We start from the raw sequence: 18,977 nt of genomic DNA on the forward strand, positions 1-18,977 counted from the left end.
TAACGTTATTGTTTATAATTTTGATCCCGATTATTTTTTTTGAAGCAGAAAGATTAGGCATTTTTAGCAGGTATTGGTCCCGCTTTTTTGCTGTCATTAAAAAAACGTTAAACAAAACGCAAGATCTAACAGGTTCTTAAAACTTGTTAGATCTCAAAAAAAAATGCCACAAAAGAATAATTCCATTGTGACATTTTGTTGGGTTTTAAAGAACAAATTAATCAATCCATTTGTAATAACGAGCTCCAATTAAATTTGGAATTTCGCTTTCTATTCGGTCAAGAATCCATTCGTTTTTTGGAGTTTGAATACTTTGCTTTTGTTCTTTTTTGTGTAATTTTTCATAAGTTTCAAAATCAATTTCAAAACTTTTTTCCAGCGTTTCAAAAAGGTTGACATTCGTTAAGGCCGATTTCCACTCAGACTGAATAGTTCCTTCAAAAACTTTCGATTTTGAACCGCTTCCGTAAGCGAGAAAACCGAATTTTTCATCTGTTATTTCTTTTTTGGTATCATAAAAATGAGCCAGAGTAGAAAGCAGTCCCATGAAAATAGAACCAGTATATAGGTTTCCAATTAATGAAGAAGCCAGTTCCGCAGGCTGTAATTTCTCTGAAACAAAAGTTTTGTAATCATCCGATTTACTGATTTCCTTCAGTTTATTTTGGTATTCAGAAGCATTTTCATTACCAGATAAAATTGGCGTTACTGCATCGAGAGCATAAATTTCAGATAACATTCTGCGTCCTTGAAAAGCATATGGCAAATGCATCACAATACTTTTCCAGGAATTATAAACAGTATCAGTAGTATTTTTTAATTTCTTGAAAGAGAAGTAAGCTTCTCTGGTACGGTCCATATAGCATTGGTTCGAATATTGGCCGTCAAAAACGGGCTGATCCTTGTGGATTTCGATTTCGCTTTCCAGATTATCAAACCAAGATTCGTTGTTTGTATTTCCTGTAATTTCCTTTTTCGAAATAGTTCTGTACGGTTTAAAAAAATCAAAAACGCCTTTCGTGCTTACGCCCCAGTGATTTTCAAAAGTGATAATTCTCGGATTTGAAGAAATCAGCATAGCAGCTGCGCCAGCACCTTGTGTGTATTCTCCAGTAGAATTTAAATCGTATTTGGCAAAGTCTGTTGTAACAACAATTGCTTTTTTGGTCGGATTGAGATGAACAAAATCAAGACAGTTCTGCATGGCGTCAACACCGCCAATGCAGGCGAAAGTAAAATCGACAACATCACATTCAGACAAAGTATTATCTCCAAACTTCTGCTCTATCAGTGAAATTAAGTAGGAGCCTATTGGTTTTGAACTGTCAATGCCGCTTTCGGTTCCGACATATATCCGGGCAATTTCGTCTAGCTTGATGTTGTTATCCAGAATTAGTTTGGTCAAAGCATTGACACCAAAAACCACAGTGTCCTGATGTGTATCAGGCAATGTCATCTTCAATAACCCTAAGCCTTTCTCGAGTTTTTCAGGTTCTATATTTCTAGCTGTGGCTAATGTTTTTATAGGTAAATGCAATTTGGCAACATCAAATGCAATAGCGTCAATTCCAGTTTTCATGTGTAAAATTTAAAAGCGGTAAAGTTAAAATTGCTTTTGGGGAAATACAATTTTTTAGGGGCTATAAAATAAGTGTTTTACAATTTTTAGTGAATAAGCTGCAAATCTTGTTTTGTATTATAAGATTATCAGTTTTTGTGTCTTTTGTCAGCGAAATATAATTTTGTGTTTCATTTTACTACTTAAATTTTAGCTGACAGCTGATTTTTATCATTTAATTTCAGAAACAATATTTTCTTAGATATGTAATCGATTGCAATTTGTTATAAAAAAAACAAAACTACGTATTTTCATAAGTATTTAATACGTATTTTTTACGTACTTTAAAATGATTATAAATTGCGAAGTAAAATTGCATATTTGGTTGTTATTCTTTCCTAATTACCCTAAATTTGTTCGACTTTTTAAAAAAATATAATATTTATAACATTATGGCAAAATCTGCAATATTGAAGTCGTCGATAGCTAAAAAAGTGGCTATGGCGCTTTCAGGACTTTTTCTGATTTCGTTTCTATCGCTTCATTTCTTCATTAATTTCGTATCTGTTTTTAGTGAGAGTTCATTCAATGCGATGTCACATTTCATGGGTTACAACCCGTTAATTCAATTTGTTATGCAGCCTGTTCTGGTTGCGGGAGTAGTTTTTCACTTCGTTATGGGTTTCGTCCTGGAATTGAAAAACAGAAAAGCAAGACCAGTTGCGTACGTTAAGTATGATGGTGCTGCAAATGCTTCATGGGCATCTAGAAACATGATTATTTCTGGCTTGGTTGTGTTGGCATTTTTAGGATTGCACATGTACGATTTCTGGTTTCATGAAATGCTTTATAAATATGTTGAAGTCAATTCAATTGATGAAACAAGATATTACCATGAATTAGTTGCTAAATTTGAAAGCCCGGTTCGTACAGGATTGTATGTTGTTGCTTTTGTTTTATTAGCGTTACACCTTTGGCATGGTTTCACTTCCTCTTTACAATCTGTAGGATTCGATAATAAAATTGGGAAGTCACTGCATAAAATCTGTTATGGATTTGCAATCATAGTTCCTTTTGGATTTATTTTCATTGCATTATTTCATCATTTTATAAATAATTAATATCAATCTATAATGAAGTTAGATTCTAAAATACCAGAAGGTCACATTTCACAAAAATGGACTGATTATAAAGACCATTTAAGGTTAGTTGCTCCAAACAACCGACCAAAAATAGATATTATCGTAGTAGGAACTGGATTGGCTGGAGCTTCTGCAGCTGCGTCTTTTGCCGAAATGGGTTATAATGTAAAAGCATTTTGTTATCAGGATTCTCCACGTCGTGCGCACTCTATTGCAGCACAAGGAGGTATCAATGCTGCAAAAAATTACCAAAATGATGGTGACAGTACTTTCCGTTTGTTTTACGATACAATTAAAGGAGGGGATTACAGAGCACGTGAAGCAAACGTTCACCGTTTAGCTGAAGTTTCTGGAAACATCATCGACCAGTGTGTGGCTCAGGGAGTTCCTTTTGCCCGTGATTACGGCGGAATGTTAGACAACCGTTCTTTTGGAGGTACGCAGGTACAGCGTACTTTTTATGCTGCAGGACAAACTGGACAGCAGTTATTATTAGGAGCTTATTCTTCTTTATCAAGACAGATCGGTTTAGGAAAAGTCGATATGTACAACCGCCACGAGATGCTGGAATTGGTAAAAGTGAATGGAAAAGCCCGCGGAATCATTGCTCGTAATTTAATTACAGGAGAATTAGAAAGACATTCTGCTCACGCTGTAATTATTGCAACTGGAGGTTACGGAAATGTTTATTTCCTTTCTACCAATGCAATGGGATCGAATGTGACTGCTGGCTGGAAAATCCACAAACAAGGAGCTTTGTTCGCAAACCCATGTTATGTACAGATTCACCCAACTTGTATTCCAGTTCACGGAACGAACCAATCCAAATTAACTTTGATGTCTGAGTCGTTAAGAAACTCTGGACGTATTTGGGTTCCAAAGAAAAAAGAAGATGCTGAAGCGATTCGTGCGGGTAAATTGAAACCAACACAAATTGCTGAAGAAGATAGAGATTACTACTTAGAAAGAAAATATCCAGCGTTTGGAAACTTAGTTCCTCGTGACGTTGCATCAAGAGCTGGTAAAGAAGTTTGTGATGAAGGCCGCGGAATTGAGGCTAACGATACTAACGAAGGTGTTTATTTGGATTTCTCTACTGAGATTCAAAATAAAGGAAAACAAACCGCTTACGCTAAAGGAAATCACAATCCTACTCAAGAAGAGATTCTTACTTTAGGAAAAAAATGGTTGGAGGAAAAATATGGTAACTTGTTTACTATGTACCAAAAAATCACCGATGAGAATCCTTATGAAACTCCAATGAAAATTTATCCAGCCGTTCACTACACAATGGGTGGTGTTTGGGTTGATTATAACTTACAATCAACTATTCCAGGCTGTTTCGTTGCAGGAGAGGCTAACTTCTCTGATCACGGAGCTAACCGTTTGGGAGCTTCGGCTTTAATGCAGGGATTGGCTGATGGATATTTCGTATTGCCTTATACTGTTTCTGATTATTTAGCTGACGATATCCGTACTGGAAAAATTTCTACAGATTTACCAGAATTCGTGGAAGCAGAGAAAAATGTAAAAGATCAAATCAATAAATTCTTGGCCAATAATGGAACTAAATCAGTGGATCATTTCCACAAACGTTTAGGAAACATTATGTGGAATAAAGTTGGAATGGGGCGTAATGAAAAAGGTTTAACAGAAGCTATTGAAGAAATTGCAGCTTTGAAAGAAGAATTCTTCAAAGAAGTTTACGTTCCAGGAAGCTCTGATGAATTGAACCCAGAATTGGAAAAAGCACTTCGTGTTGCCGATTTTATCGAATTGGGACAATTAATGGCTATGGATGCTTTACAACGTAAAGAATCTTGCGGAGGACACTTCCGTGAAGAATATCAGGATGCTGAAGGTGAAACGCTTCGTGATGATGAAAACTTCAAATTTGTTGGAGCTTGGGAATACAAAGGCTACGACATCAAAAATGAAGAACTTCACAAAGAAGAATTGAATTACGAGTTTATCAAAATCGCAGCTAGAAATTACAAATAATAGGAATCATGAGCGCAGCAAAAAATATAAATATCACCCTTCAGATTTGGCGTCAGAAAAACTCCAAAGAGAAAGGAAAAATGGAATCATATAAATTGAATGATGTTTCTACGGCAAGTTCGTTTTTGGAAATGTTAGATCAATTAAATGAGCAGTTAGTAAACGAAAGAAAAGAACCAGTAGCATTTGACCACGATTGCCGTGAGGGAATCTGCGGAATGTGTTCTTTGTACATCAACGGACGTGCGCACGGACCAGATACAGGAATTACTACTTGCCAGTTACACATGAGAATGTTCAACGACGGTGATACAATCGTTATAGAGCCTTGGCGTTCAGCAGCATTTCCAGTAATTAAAGATTTAATTGTTGACAGAACATCTTTCGACAGAATCCAGCAAGCGGGAGGTTTCGTTTCTGTAAATACTTCTGGAAATACTATTGATGCAAATGCAACTCCAGTTCCTAAAGATGATGCTGATAAAGCTTTTGAAGCAGCAGCTTGTATCGGTTGTGGTGCTTGTGTGGCTACTTGTAAAAATGGTTCTGCAATGTTATTCGTTGGAGCAAAAGTTTCTCAATATGCTTTGTTACCACAAGGTAGAGTAGAAGCAACAGCCCGTGTTTTAAACATGGTACGCCAGATGGATGAAGAAGGTTTTGGTAACTGTACAAACACTGGAGCTTGTGAGGTTGAATGTCCAAAAGGAATTTCTTTGGAAAATATCGCCCGTATGAACAGAGAATATCTTTCTGCAAGTTTGAAATAATAATCTGCTTTGTCATTCTGATGAAGTAAGAATCTAAAACGTCCCGAGAAATTGGGACGTTTTTTTGTTTGAAAATCTTTATAGAATCTTTTTTTCTCAAAATAAGGAAAATGACGTAAAGATGACATAATCAGATTTCATTAATTACAACAGATTTGAATTAATTTTGGAGGATTATTAATTGATTTATGGAAAACCAGAATTTAGCACAAGGAGTAAAAGAATTAAGAAAAAGAGAAGCTTTATCGCAGGATGAATTAGCCAGAAAAGCAGGATTATCATTGCGTACAGTTCAGAGGGTTGAAAATGGGGAAACGATCCCAACAGCTGAAACACTTAAAAGATTGGCTTCTGTTTTGGGTGTTGCACCAAATGAATTAATCGAATTTGAATCTGAAAAAGAAGTGCCTAAAATTGTTTTAAAAACTAAACATGAATATGTGCATTTTTTTGAAGACAAATTGGTTTTTAGTAAAACTCCAGATATTAATTTAGTAGCGGATTATAGCAAATCGGTAACCTATGTTTTTAGAACACTAATGGTATTTTTAATATCAATTCCTTTATTTACTGCGATGGGTATTTATTTTTATACTATATCAAATATTCCAATGGCCATTTACGGAACTACATTCGCTTTCATGTTCTTAACAGCAGCGTTAAATATTATGTTATTTAGCTCGGGATCACCAGTTGTTAGTTTTGCCAATATTACCAGCATAAAAGTGAATAGTAAAATGTCTCAAAATATTTTATCTATTTCTTTTATGGAATCGGGAAGAATTAAGCAAAGAGGAATGATTCTAGAAAAAGATCAAGTACAACCTATGATGGATGTCTTATTGACATGGAATATATTTGATAAAAAAGATATGGAAATGAATAAAAAACCACAAATACTCAAAGTGATTTTTTTCTGTTTATATATTCTAACGTCTAGTCTATTTGTGTTTTATAATCCAAAACAGCTTTATTTAACAACATATTTGCAGTCAGGATTATTACTTGTTATTTGTTTTATTTTGATTGGAAAAATGTTACGGAATTCTGTTTTTTTAAATCGTGATACGATAGCGATAGCAAACAGTCCCATTGATCGATGAAAAAAGGCTTTGCAAAAGTTAGTAAATGATGTATATAATCTGTCTGAATCTGTCATATCTGTATAATCCGTGGCTAATTTTTTAGTATGAAAACCGCCTTAATTCAATACTCACTAATTTAGCAAAATCTGAGAAATGGGCACTTTGTTATATCAAGCCTTTCTCAAAAGCGACTCGAACTAGACCAGCAGTGTTTTTTACTCCCAATTTTTGAATCAAATTACTTCGATGGGACTCCACTGTTTTAGCACTTACGAATAGTTTTGTTGCCATTTCTTCTGTCGTGTATTCTTGGATAATGAGATTTAAAATTTCTTTTTCTCTTGCGGTTAGTTTTGGGATAAAATAGCTAGAGGTTTCTAAACCTATCGAATCATTTAATAATATTTCACTTATTCTCTTAGGGAGGTATCTTTTGCCTTCCATTACTTCTTTAATGGCTTCTATCATTTCTGTTTTACTAGTGTTTTTCAGCAAATAACCAGAAGCACCATTTTTTAAAATCTGTTTGATAAACAAACTGTCTTCAAAATTTGTGAGGGCTATAATTTTTAGATTTGGATGTTTCTTCAATAACTCTTTGCAGGCATTGATTCCATTTCCATCAGGAAGGTTTATATCCAAAAGTAAAACAGCAATTGAAGCATCCAGATGCTCAAAGGTATCTTTTAGGTTTTCAAAAGATTGTACAATTTCGACTTCTTTATTAGATTTCAGCATTGTTTTGATGCCTTCGATTACAATTGTGTGGTCGTCTGTGATGGCTACTGGGATCATTTCGTTTTGTTTAAGTCGATGGAAAGCGTGTAGGAAGTTCCTGAATCGGAGCTGTTACTGTCTAATTGTGCATTCAAAAAGGCAACTCTGGTTTTGATGTTTTTATGACCTATTCCTTCAGTAATTGCATTTTTGTCAAAACCAATACCATTATCTTCAACGGTAATAAAAAGTTCCTCTTCTCTATAATTGAATTGGATCATCGCTTCAGTGGCTTTAGAATGCTTGAGCATATTGGTTACCATTTCTTGAATGATACGATAAATAACAGTCTCATTTTTTTTGGCGAGAGCGATATAATTGCCAAAATATTGAAAATCAATTTTGATCTTTTTGGAACTATTAATCTTGAAACAATACTCTTTAATGGTCTCGATTAGACCGTATTCCAGAATTGAAGCAGGCATTAAATCATGTGAAATATTCCGAACTTGTGCACAAGATTCGTCAATCATATCAATAACTTTATTTAAATTGTCAGCATCTATTGGACTCAGCCCAGCTTCTTCTAATGTGGATAATCGGTATTTTATTGCAGATAAATCGCCATTGAGTCCATCGTGAAGTTCTTGAGCAATACGGCGTCGCTCTTTTTCTTCCCCGTCCATCAGGGCTTCGAGTGTATTGATTTCTTGTTGTTGTTGTAAGGCGAGTATTTCTTTGTTTTTGATGTTCTGTCTTTGTTTAAAGAAATACCAAATACCAATAGAAATGACAACCAATGCTATAAAAGCGATAAAATACAGTTGTTTTTCTTTTTTACTTTTGATTAAATCCAACTCTTGCTGTTTGAGCATTATTTGTTGTTCTGCAATTGATTTGTCTTTTTTTTCACTTTCAAATTTGGTTTGGAGTAAAGTAGTTTCTTTTACATGGTTTTGAGAGAAAACAGTATCCATAAGTATATAACTCTCTTCTAAATAATTATAAGCTTTTTGGGGTTGATGCAGTTTATTATGAATATCAGAAAGACGTTTCAAGGATTTATATTCTAATTCACCAGAACCTATTTTCTTGGAGAGTTCTAAGGATTGATTGGCCAACTCCAATGCTCTAGTATAGTTTTTTTGTTTTAAATATACATCACTTACAATGTATATCAAATCTGCTTTTCTTATAATATCGACTGATGAATCAGCTAATTTGAAAGCTTTTTCATAATATGGAATTGCTTTTGTATAGTCTTTCTTTAATCTATAATATTCTCCAAAATTACGATAGACATAAAACCATAATTCATTGTTTTGTTCTTTGAGGGCAATAGTTTCTGCTTTCTTGAAATAATCAAAACTTTCGACAAAATTTTTATATTTAATATGACCAAGACCAATATCTCCATACAGTAAAGCTAATTGCACTGCATTTGTTTTTGGAACAAATTGCTCTGCTTTTTTTAAATAAAAAAATTCTAATTCCTTGTTTTTGAATTGAGTATATATTGCTGAAAGATTTTGATAGCTCTGGCTGATTATACTGCTATCTTTTGTTTTTTCAAATATTTTAATAGAGGCTAAATAATTTTTGACAGCCCTAGAATAATCTCCTTTATATTGATGCATATTGGCTAAGTTGGCATATCCTTTTGCTTCTCCTATAAGAATTTTTGTTTTTTTACAATAGTTGATGCATTTGTTGTAATAGTATTGTGCGGAGTCATATTTTCCGATATTACTGTACACTATTCCGCTGTATAATAGGGATTTGTAAGCGCCATCACTGTAGTTGGATTTCAAACTTAATTGATGACTTTTGGTATACAATCGTAATGCTTTTTGAGGTTGATTTTGTTCAAAAGAATACGCTTCATCCATTATTTTTTGGATGGTCAAGCTGTCTTTTTGAGCTATGGCACAGAAAGAAAACAGATAGATAATAATGAAAAAATAATGCTTTTGCATTTGATATTTTTTTTCTAAAGTTATTAATAAATATAGTTGCAAATTGCTAGTAAAAGTAATTTGCAGCTATTTTAAATTTGAAGTAGCAAATCAAAAATTATTTTGCAGTGACCTCAATTGACCAATAGGTTTTAATATGCGAACTATTTTTATCTCCGTTTTCGAAAAAATTCAATTCAAAAAAGGAGTCATCACCTATTTTTAACTTTATGGTTTCATTTGGAAGTAATGCATTTATTTGGCTGGCATAAGCACTAAGATTAATTTCTCGTGGTGCCCCATTGCATTCTTTACAAACATATTTTGGGTTCATCAGGTCTTTATCATATAACTGTCCTTCTACAAAATACTACAAGCTAACAAATCGTCATTGGTACAATTAGAAAGCAAAACCTTTGATGAATTTATTTTAGTATCCGTTCCATTATATGCAGATGTTACTCCTTTTGCTGAATTGGTGTCATAGGTTTCTCCTTTTCTTTCCCAAAATGTATAATTCGTAATTTTTGTTATTCCATTTGTTTTGAAAGAATCTAATTTTAAATTTCCATATAAATCTTCGGTATTGTCATTGTCAGCTTAGTATTACTTTCAATTATATTGGGATCAAAGATGTCAGTATTCAAGTTTATTGCACTCCTTTTTGTGAAACGTGTGTATGGAGTTGACGCCAGATTTTTAGCGTGCTAAATCGGTATACAGTACTAGGATAAATTGATTGTGAATAGCCGGTAAGAGTGAAAAAAAATCCTGTTTCTTGCTGTGATGATTTGTAATTTACTGGTAAAGCACTGCAATTTCCGTTTATTAATTTTGACGGGAATACTTGTTTTTTTTCTTCGTTTTTTAAAATTAATTTACGCGTTGGTATATTTTTGTGCTTCCTCCTTTGAGCAGGAATCTGTTTTCGTCTGCCAGGAAAGGAATGCTTGTTTCCTCATTGGTATTTAGGTCATAAAAAATCACATTCTTACCTTCTGTATACCATCCTTCTTTGGTTACATTACCGGTGCCTCTGCTTTCTATAGTGGTATCGCTTGAGCCTCCAGCACTACTTCCTGTCCAAGATAGACATTCGCCATTGGGCTTGAATTGTATAAAGTAATCCGTTGCTAATGAAGTATAATTACTGCCATAACCGCCACTGCTTAGCACCTCGGTATAGCGCCAAGTACCAATAAGCCGTCTGTCTTTTGTTTTTGAATTGATTGCAGCATTCGGTTTAGAATTTGAAATTGGTGCATTTTCTATCGTAGTTAAACTGCCTTGCTTGGTTAAAACAAGAGCAATAACTTGATTGTTTAATTCTGGGAAAGTGATGGAAAAATGAAGCACATTATCTTTTAATACTGCCGAAAAATCATAATGAATGTTTTTGCTTTTGTCCTTCAGTTTTCCTTTCATAGTATTGCGGTCACTTATGGCAATCATTTCATTTTTTACGCCATCCATATAAAAAAAGCCTCGCACAACATTTTGATTTTCTGTCATTTCTGCCGATATAGCTGCGTTTTCATAGGAGGCTGCATAGTTTCCTGTAAATAAACCGGTGGCCGCCATTGTTTTTTTGGTTTGGGTCAATGGTTTGGATTTCTTGTTTTGCGAATTGGTTTCATTACAAGCCGATAAAAACAAGAATACAATGCAAAGAAAAAAGGGTTGTATAGTTGTAGTTTTCATAAGTTACTTTTATTAATTTACAGCTAGAAGAGGATGTTTTCCTTATGTTTTTAATTCACTACAAAAACATCAAAGGCTTCAGGATTAGTTCCTGCTAAGACTGTTGGTGTGCTATTCAGAAAATATTTGTTTTTACCTGTAATATGTACATCGCCATTTTTAGAAATGGCCATAGCAGGATTGAAGATATTGCCATCAGCATCAGATGTTAAAACAGTTTCTTGACTGTTTTTCCAGTATTTCAACACTGACCTTCCATTTGTGCCAGGATTTCTTTCGATACCAATAATGTGGACATCATCCCCTATAACTTCCATGCCAAGGGGTGAGGAAGAAGTGATTCCTGAGGTTAAATTTGTTTTTAAACCATTTTTCCAAAACCCAATTTTGCTGTTTTCATTATTAACAGCTAAATGCGCTGTGGCAAAAATGGTATTTGCTCTAGTTACTATTTTTCCTCGTCCAATACTAAAATCATTATGTATTCCAGATTCAAGAGTAGTAATGGTTCCATTTTTCCAAACTTTTAGAGTATAGGTGTTTTCAGCGGTTAATTCGCGAAACAGAATGGCAACATCGGTTCCATTTACATCAATTCCATTGACAAAAGCTCTTAGATCAGGATTTGAGACAGTGGTTGCGGCTCCATTTTTCCAATATTTTACCACGTTTTTAACTCCATTATTTTCAGATCCTGTAATATGAACATCACCATTGATGACTACCATATCACTAACAAAGTTGTTGCTTAGCCCATTAGTAAGTATGGTCTCTACTCCGTTTTTCCAATATCTGAAAGAATTACCGATTCTGCCTAAGATATAAACATCACCGTTTTCGACTATTAAATCTTCGGCAATGGCATTTGCTGCCACAACACTTGAGATTCCGTTTTTCCACAATATAATAGCATTTGTTTCGTCAAAGTTTCCGTTTATGGCATAAACATCATTTCCGCTTACAGCTATTTTAAAGCCCGTAGTATTGATGTTTGTATCTGAGGGCAAGATTGTTGGGACTCCATTTTTCCAGATGGTTGGAATGGCTTTGTTGGCACTATTTCGAGTAATGCCTACGATGTAAACATCTGTTGCTTTTGAATTTGAAGGAGTAGAATCGTCATCACTTGAGCAGGAGATTAGTATAAAAGGTAAAACTATTAGAATAAAGAAGATTGTTTTAAATTTTGTTTTCATTGTGTACATTTTTTTGTTGATACTGTTTTGAAAAAAGAGAATTAATAAATTATTATTTACCATGGCAAGCTAGTATTACTTAATAGTTTAATTGTCAGGGTAATTATTGATTTTTTCATCTAGGGGTTTTCCCTGATATTAGCTGCGAATCAAAAAAAAATTTGGGTTGAGAGATAAATGAAAAGTGTTTTTTATCTTTGAATAAAATCCTAAAGTTGAAAACAGCTATCCTGCAATCTGCATTAGTTTGGGAAAATCCCCAAGCCAATCGAAATCATTTCGAAAAAAAAATCAATGCTATTGATGAAACAGTAGATTTGATTGTACTTCCTGAAATGTTCTCGACGGGTTTCACGATGAATTCATCAGCAGTTGCCGAAACCATGCAGGGAGAAACTGTTTTATGGCTGCAGTCTTTGGCGAAAGCCAAAAAAACAGCCATTACAGGAAGTTTGGTTATAACTGAGAATGGTAATTTCTATAACCGATTGGTATTTGTTTTTCCGTCGGGTGAAATTCAGTTTTATGATAAAAGGCATTTATTTACACTGGCAGGTGAAGACGAAATCTACACTGCAGGCAATAAAAAATTAATTGTTGAATATAAAGGCTGGAAAATCTGTCCGTTAATCTGCTATGATTTACGATTCCCAGTTTTTGCCCGAAATGTCGAAGAATATGATTTGTTAATTTATGTTGCCAATTGGCCAAAAATAAGGATAAATGCCTGGGATTCTTTACTCAAAGCACGAGCCATAGAAAATGTGAGTTATACTATTGGAGTTAATAGGGTTGGGGAAGATGATAATAAATTTGTACACAACGGACATTCCCAAGCGGTTGATTTCTTGGGAAATTATATTTTAGAACCTGTAGAGAATGAAGGCGTTTTTAAACTCGAATTGAATAAAGCTGAACTGCTTCTGGCCAGAAAAAAATTCAATTTTTTAAATGACCGTGATGCTTTCACGCTAAAAAGCTGATTTCTTTTTCTTCTTGTCAGCGTCTTTAGGTTTCTTCTTTTTGGGTTCTGGAGTATACGGAATACTTAAGTCGAAGGTTTCCTGCTGATCAAAATTAGCATGAAGTTCTATATCCTTAGAATAAACAACTTCTTCGGCTTGTCGTTTTTCAAGATAATCTCCGGTATCCCATTCCTTATTTTTATTGTCATCATAAATTGCCCTAACACCATATACGCCGGGTTCTAGCAAATTAAATTCAAGTTCGGTTTTTCCTTCAGTATATTGGCTTGCTTTTATAATATCTCCTTTATCATTGGTCAGTTCGATAATAACCGGAAAGCGATTTACATTTTTTAAAGAAAGAATGATGTTTCCGTAATCAGCAAAATTTCGAGTCTCTGTTTTAAAATCTAAAGTGTCATTCTTTTTTTCAAAAAAATCGGTAACAGCGCCCGGCATCATCTTAAAATTATATTTCTGCGCTTCATCGATTTTAAAATCAACATATAACTGCTGGTTAAACTCATCATAAGCTGTAGTAAAAGGCACAGCAGCTGAATCTTTGTCTGTAAGCGTCATTTTAGATTTGTCAAAATTAATAAGAGGAAGACTGGATTCCAATGTAAATCGGTCTCTAAAATTAAGTGAACCAGCTTGCAGGGCTTTGATGCTCAACGTGTCGTTTTTTTGTTTTTTAATTTTAAAAGAGAAGTCTTTCGAGTATTTGCCTTTTTCGATATGCATTGAGAGAGAATCAGTCTTCAGCGGTTTATACCAAACCTGCAGAGAGTCTTTCTTACCCATTTTAGTAATAATAGCCGGCACTATTTCGTTATGATTTTTCAAAGTAAGTTTTGCCAGTTCACTATTCTTTCCAGAACTTCCTTCATAACCTACTATTAATCGGTTTCCAGATGCCTGAGTGGGTCTAATTGCTTTAAATGGTAATGTCATTTTAAATAATTCCAACTCAAAAACGGTGTCATTTGGAATCGTTACAATGCCTTTGTTAAACCCAATTAAATCCGATTTTGGATTGAATTTATTATTGCTGTTATTGTCTTTAAGTGCAACCAGAAAGTATTTTCCAGCTTTTAAATTCTCCAATCGGAACGTTTTTAAACTATCCAAAGTATTGGTAATGTAACGCGGATTTTCTTTGTAAATAGTCGAATCATTAAATTTTTCGTTTGCTTCATAAAGCATAATAGAAACAAACGAAGCCACTTCTTTCTCATGAGCATCTTTTACTCTCCCGCCAAGAGCTAGTGAATCAATATAATTTCCCGTCGAAAACACATATTTAAACTGGTTGTAGGGATTGCCCTCGTTGTTATCGGCAATACTTTGGCCAAAATTCATGCTGTAAGTAGTATCTGGTGCCAAAGTATCATTAATAGTAATTGTTAATGTTTTCGAGGCCGTCGTAGGAAGAACAAGTAATTCATTTTTCATAGGAGGCGAAACAATCAATTGCTTATTTAAATTTTTAAGTTTGATATTTTCGTCAAAAGTAAGTTTGATTTTATTCCCAGTAAATTTAATAGAATAATTTTCGGGGTAACTGGATTTCAAAGTAGGTGCAATGGTGTCTTTCGCGCCACCGGTAATAGAACCTCTTTTGGCACAGCTTATAAAAAAAATCAGAAGCAAAAAAGGAATATATTTAAAATGTTTTTTGAACATAATGTGCTAAAATTTTATTTTACAAAATAACAATTATATTTACTGTAATCGAAATATTTTGCAAATTATTAGGAGCTGTTTAACTTTGTTGAATCTTCGATTTCCTGCTTTCCGCTGTATCTTTTTATAAAGGAAAGAAAAATTGCTTTATAAAAAGGATGCCGCTACCATCTTGGCTATGGATTTGTAGTGACTGAAACCCTCTTTTTAATGACCATTTCTCGTGTGAATTCATTAAATTTGCACCCAAAATAAAACTTCAATGAGCAATATCAGAATCACCAAACAATTTAATTTTGAAACCGGCCACGCTTTGTATGGTTACGACGGAAAGTGTAAAAATGTGCATGGCCATAGTTATAAATTATCTGTTACCGTTATTGGAAAACCAATTACTGATCGTAATAACGTAAAGTTTGGTATGGTCATTGATTTTTCGGATTTAAAAAAGATAGTAAAAGAAGAGATTGTTGATCAGTTTGATCATGCGACTGTTTTTAATGAAACTACTCCTCATATTGAATTGGCTAATGAATTAAAAGATCGCGGTCACCATGTAATATTGGTTGATTATCAGCCTACAAGTGAAAATATGGTAGTTGATTTTTCGCAAAGAATTATCAAAAGATTACCTTCGAATATTAAACTTTTTTCTTTGAAACTGCAGGAAACCGAGTCATCTTTTGCTGAATGGTTTGCAAGTGACAATCAATAATTTATCTACAAAGTAATTCATGCAGTTATCCAATAATAAAAAAATTTACTTCGCATCCGATCAGCATTTTGGTGCGCCAACACCTGAATTAAGTTTTCCAAGAGAACAAAAATTTGTCGCTTGGCTTGACGAAGTAAAAAAAGATGCGGAAGCTATTTTTTTACTGGGCGATTTATTTGATTTTTGGTTCGAATATAAAACTGTCGTTCCCAAAGGATTTGTCCGTATTTTAGGCAAGCTGGCCGAAATCCGTGACAGCGGAATACCGATTTATTTCTTTGTAGGAAATCATGATTTATGGATGTCTGATTATTTTGAAACAGAGTTAAATATTCCTGTTTACCACGATAATAAAGAATTTACTTTTAACAATAAAACCTTTTTGATTGGTCATGGCGACGGAAAAGGTCCTGGCGATAAAGGATACAAACGAATGAAAAAGGTATTCACTAATCCATTTTCAAAATGGCTGTATCGCTGGCTTCATCCGGATATTGGAGTTAAATTGGCACAATATCTTTCAGTGAAAAACAAGCTGATTTCCGGCGAAGCTGATGTGAAATTTCTCGGTGATGAAAATGAATGGTTAATACTTTATGCGAAACGTAAATTAGAAACTAAGCATTATAATTATTTTATCTTTGGACATCGCCATCTGCCAATGATAAAAACTGTAGGCGAAAATTCGGAGTATGTTAATCTGGGTGATTGGATTAGTTATTTCACTTATGGTGTTTTTGATGGAGAAACATTTGAAGTGAAAAAATTCGAATAAAAACCTTTGACAATATAAGTCTTTTTAAGGACATTTAGTTTTTACTTTAAATAACATCAAAGTTTAGAAATTAAAGAATGAAAGAAGATTATATAAAAAGGATAAACACCATTTTACTGTTCATTGACGACAATCTGGACTCGGAATTATCGTTAGAAATTATTGCCAGTATCGGGTCATATTCTCCATTTCATTTTCATCGGATTTTTAAAGCGATAACAAATGAAACTTTAAACGCATACATCACTCGAAAAAGAATTGAAAAAACGGCATCGATACTTTTGCATCAAAAAAATGTAAGCATAACTGAACTTTCGCTTCAATACGGATTCAGCAGCAACTCCTCCTTTACAAAAACGTTCAAAAAATTTTACGGAATAAGTCCTTCAGACTTTCGAAAATCAAGCCCCAGTAAATATAGCAAGATCAGACAAGCTGAAAGCAAGAATGGACAACAAAACGGATTGTTTGAAGAATATATTTGCAGCATTACGAATCACGTTAATTGGATTAAAATGAATGCAAAAATTGAAATTATAGAAATGCCAAAACTAGATTTGGCTTTTATCACTCAAATTGGTCACGAAGGATTAGGAAATGCTTACGGTAGATTGATGCAGTGGGCAATTCCTAAGGGTCTTTTGAAAGAAGATTCTAAAATGCTGACTATTTATCACGATAGTTTTAAAATAACTGACCCTAATAAAGTTAGAATGAGTGCCTGCCTTATTTTAAAAGAAAAAATCAAAGCGGATGGCGAAATTGGCTTGACAGCAATCGAAAAAGGAAAATGTATTGTGGGGCATTTTGAAATTGGAATTCATGAATTTGAAAAAGCTTGGACTGGTCTTTTTATTTGGATGAACGAAAATGGTTTTAAGAAAGCAGACCGAAATCCGTTTGAAATCTATCACAACAACTTTAATGAGCATCCTGAAAAAATAGCTATTGTTGATTTTTGCATTCCTGTGGAATAACTAACCGCTAAATCAATTCTTCTTTAAAAACAAAAGAGATACTCCATAGACCCGACAGGAATAGGAACTGCCGTCGGCCGCCAGCCTTCTAAACCGCACAGTAATTCAAAAGAAAGAGAGTTTAGTGTCTGGGGAAAAATATTTTAAAAAGAATTGATGATTTCTTGTGCTGTATGATGAGTTGACGGCACCGAAAAAATAAATTTTCTAACTTTTATAAAGGAATTATCAATAAGATTTGTATTGGCCACATCAAATAGCTAATAGCAATCATTATTGGCAGATTCAATTTCTTTTTAATGGATAATGCAGTCAAGAGAAAAGTGCTGACACCTAAAATTGAAATTATCGAAAGCGTCCCCGATACAATTATGCCTTGGTTTAAGTGAATGGGACTTAATCCTTGTTTAAAAAGAGAAGCAGTTTTATTTTTTAATGTATTGAATCTTTTTTCTCAATTATTTGTGGTTTTCGTGTTCTTCTAAGTCTTTTTGTAAATCCAGCGTTCTAAATCCCGGTAGTTTCAGTCCTGTAAAGATTACGACCAACAATGTCATGCTTCCTCCAAAAACAACTGCCGAAACAGCTCCCATAAGCTTTGCTGTCAATCCGCTTTCGAAAGCGCCTAATTCATTCGAAGAACCCACAAATATCGAATTCACTGCAGATACACGCCCTCGCATATGATCCGGAGTTTTTAGCTGTAAAATCGTCTGGCGGATCACTACTGAAAAACCATCGGTAACACCGCTCATAAACAAAGCAAAAACAGATAACCAAAACCAGGTTGAAAGCCCAAAAACAATAATACATATACCAAAACCAAAAATAGCAGCCAAAAGCTTAATTCCTGCGTTTTTGTAAAAAGGCAGATGAGTAGAAACGAACATCGTCAGCAATGCACCTACAGCCGGAGCAGCTCTTAAAATACCAAAACCTTCGGGACCTACTTTTAAAATATCCTGTGCGAAGATAGGCAGTAATGCCACTGCACCGCCAAAAAGAACTGCCACCATATCGAGAGTCAATGCTCCCAAAATAGATTTATTGGTAAAAACAAATTTGACTCCTTCCTTTAAACTTTCCATCACTGGCTCTCCGATTTTTGTGTTTAAAATAGGCTTCTTGGAAATTTGTGTTAGAATCAATAAAGCAAAAACGGAACAGGCAAAAATAGAACACATAGACCAATGAACTCCAATCCAGGTAATCGAAAATCCCGCCACAGCAGGTCCCGCCACAGATCCAATCTGCCAAACCGAACTGCTCCAGGTAGCAGCATTCGGATAAGCTTTTTTAGGAACAATCAATGCCAAAAGAGAAAAGATTGTCGGCCCAAGAAAAGACCGAACCAATCCGCCTAGAAAAACCAAAAAATAAATAGAATACAAAATCGCATTGGTAGACCATCCGCTCACAATTTTTGGCCAAGTAAGTAAAAATAATCCAAAACTTATGATTGAAAACCCTAGAATACATTTAAGAAGCATTCCTTTTTTCTCTTTCTGATCTACAATATGACCGGCAAATAATGCCATTCCAATGGCCGGAATCACTTCCATCAATCCGATCATTCCCAGCGAAAGTGCGCTTTTTGTTAAACTATATACTTCCCATTCTATGATGATAAACTGCATTGACCACGCAAAAACCATAGCAAAACGCAATAATAAAAACACGTTAAACTCTCTATAGCGCAGGGCTGCATAAGGATCATTTTTCTTCTTACTCATA

16 protein-coding genes are annotated in these 18,977 nt (G+C 34.3%); 8 read left to right on the top strand and 8 right to left on the bottom strand.

What is annotated here, in order from left to right; genetic code table 11:
• Positions 1-217: 217 nt before the first annotated feature.
• Positions 218-1,579: a hydroxymethylglutaryl-CoA synthase family protein gene (locus tag OZP07_RS01070; protein WP_281636968.1), complete on the bottom strand. Its 1,362-nt coding sequence runs from the start codon at positions 1,577-1,579 to the stop codon at positions 218-220.
• A 431-nt stretch (positions 1,580-2,010) separates the two neighbouring features.
• Between OZP07_RS01070 and OZP07_RS01075 the strand changes: the two genes are divergently transcribed.
• The 4 genes from OZP07_RS01075 to OZP07_RS01090 all read left to right on the top strand — a co-directional run bounded on the left by OZP07_RS01075 (position 2,011) and on the right by OZP07_RS01090 (position 6,574).
• Entirely contained in the window at positions 2,011-2,679 is a 669-nt protein-coding gene (locus tag OZP07_RS01075; RefSeq protein WP_281636969.1) for a succinate dehydrogenase cytochrome b subunit, read from the top strand.
• Positions 2,680-2,691: 12 nt separating this feature from the next.
• The gene (locus OZP07_RS01080; RefSeq protein ID WP_281636970.1) at positions 2,692-4,701 is read left to right on the top strand and encodes a fumarate reductase/succinate dehydrogenase flavoprotein subunit; all 2,010 of its coding nucleotides are present in this window, start codon (positions 2,692-2,694) and stop codon (positions 4,699-4,701) included.
• Positions 4,702-4,709: 8 nt separating this feature from the next.
• Entirely contained in the window at positions 4,710-5,471 is a 762-nt protein-coding gene (locus OZP07_RS01085) for a succinate dehydrogenase/fumarate reductase iron-sulfur subunit (protein WP_115813277.1), read from the top strand.
• A 188-nt stretch (positions 5,472-5,659) separates the two neighbouring features.
• Entirely contained in the window at positions 5,660-6,574 is a 915-nt protein-coding gene (locus OZP07_RS01090; RefSeq protein WP_194640483.1) for a helix-turn-helix domain-containing protein, read from the top strand.
• Positions 6,575-6,721: 147 nt separating this feature from the next.
• Here OZP07_RS01090 and OZP07_RS01095 read toward each other — a convergent pair whose 3' ends face one another.
• The 5 genes from OZP07_RS01095 to OZP07_RS01115 form a co-directional block, all read right to left on the bottom strand.
• Entirely contained in the window at positions 6,722-7,351 is a 630-nt protein-coding gene (locus OZP07_RS01095; RefSeq protein ID WP_194640482.1) for a response regulator, read from the bottom strand.
• Complete coding sequence (locus OZP07_RS01100; protein WP_281636971.1) at positions 7,348-9,249, bottom strand: tetratricopeptide repeat-containing sensor histidine kinase; 1,902 nt, start codon at positions 9,247-9,249, stop codon at positions 7,348-7,350. The genes OZP07_RS01095 and OZP07_RS01100 overlap by 4 nt, the downstream gene beginning before the upstream one ends.
• A gap of 97 nt (positions 9,250-9,346) precedes the next feature.
• Positions 9,347-9,562, bottom strand: a complete 216-nt coding sequence (locus OZP07_RS01105; protein WP_281636972.1) for a hypothetical protein — start codon at positions 9,560-9,562, stop codon at positions 9,347-9,349.
• A gap of 539 nt (positions 9,563-10,101) precedes the next feature.
• Entirely contained in the window at positions 10,102-10,929 is an 828-nt protein-coding gene (locus OZP07_RS01110; RefSeq protein ID WP_281636973.1) for a hypothetical protein, read from the bottom strand.
• Positions 10,930-10,979: 50 nt separating this feature from the next.
• Complete coding sequence (locus tag OZP07_RS01115) at positions 10,980-12,125, bottom strand: hypothetical protein (protein WP_281636974.1); 1,146 nt, start codon at positions 12,123-12,125, stop codon at positions 10,980-10,982.
• 215 nt (positions 12,126-12,340) lie between these two features.
• Here OZP07_RS01115 and OZP07_RS01120 point away from each other — a divergent pair, with 215 nt between their 5' ends.
• The gene (locus OZP07_RS01120) at positions 12,341-13,108 is read left to right on the top strand and encodes an amidohydrolase (protein ID WP_281636975.1); all 768 of its coding nucleotides are present in this window, start codon (positions 12,341-12,343) and stop codon (positions 13,106-13,108) included.
• On the opposite strand, the gene OZP07_RS01125 is transcribed toward OZP07_RS01120, so the two are convergent.
• Positions 13,097-14,776 carry an Ig-like domain-containing protein gene (locus OZP07_RS01125; RefSeq protein WP_194640476.1) on the bottom strand — a complete coding sequence of 560 codons (1,680 nt, stop codon included), beginning with the start codon at positions 14,774-14,776 and terminating at the stop codon, positions 13,097-13,099. The two genes, OZP07_RS01120 and OZP07_RS01125, sit on opposite strands and share 12 nt — an antisense overlap.
• Positions 14,777-15,038: 262 nt before the next feature.
• Between OZP07_RS01125 and OZP07_RS01130 the strand changes: the two genes are divergently transcribed.
• The 3 genes from OZP07_RS01130 (at position 15,039) to OZP07_RS01140 (ending at position 17,243) form a co-directional block, all read left to right on the top strand.
• Positions 15,039-15,491 carry a 6-pyruvoyl trahydropterin synthase family protein gene (locus OZP07_RS01130; protein ID WP_194640475.1) on the top strand — a complete coding sequence of 151 codons (453 nt, stop codon included), beginning with the start codon at positions 15,039-15,041 and terminating at the stop codon, positions 15,489-15,491.
• Between the two features lie 19 nt (positions 15,492-15,510).
• Positions 15,511-16,266 carry a UDP-2,3-diacylglucosamine diphosphatase gene (locus tag OZP07_RS01135; protein WP_194640474.1) on the top strand — a complete coding sequence of 252 codons (756 nt, stop codon included), beginning with the start codon at positions 15,511-15,513 and terminating at the stop codon, positions 16,264-16,266.
• 77 nt (positions 16,267-16,343) lie between these two features.
• Positions 16,344-17,243, top strand: a complete 900-nt coding sequence (locus tag OZP07_RS01140; RefSeq protein ID WP_281636976.1) for an AraC family transcriptional regulator — start codon at positions 16,344-16,346, stop codon at positions 17,241-17,243.
• 458 nt (positions 17,244-17,701) lie between these two features.
• Here OZP07_RS01140 and OZP07_RS01145 read toward each other — a convergent pair whose 3' ends face one another.
• Positions 17,702-18,976: an MFS transporter gene (locus OZP07_RS01145; protein ID WP_281636977.1), complete on the bottom strand. Its 1,275-nt coding sequence runs from the start codon at positions 18,974-18,976 to the stop codon at positions 17,702-17,704.
• Position 18,977 lies beyond the last annotated feature (1 nt).

It is taken from the genome of Flavobacterium marginilacus, assembly GCF_026870155.1.
Classification (GTDB): Bacteria; Bacteroidota; Bacteroidia; order Flavobacteriales; family Flavobacteriaceae; genus Flavobacterium; species Flavobacterium marginilacus.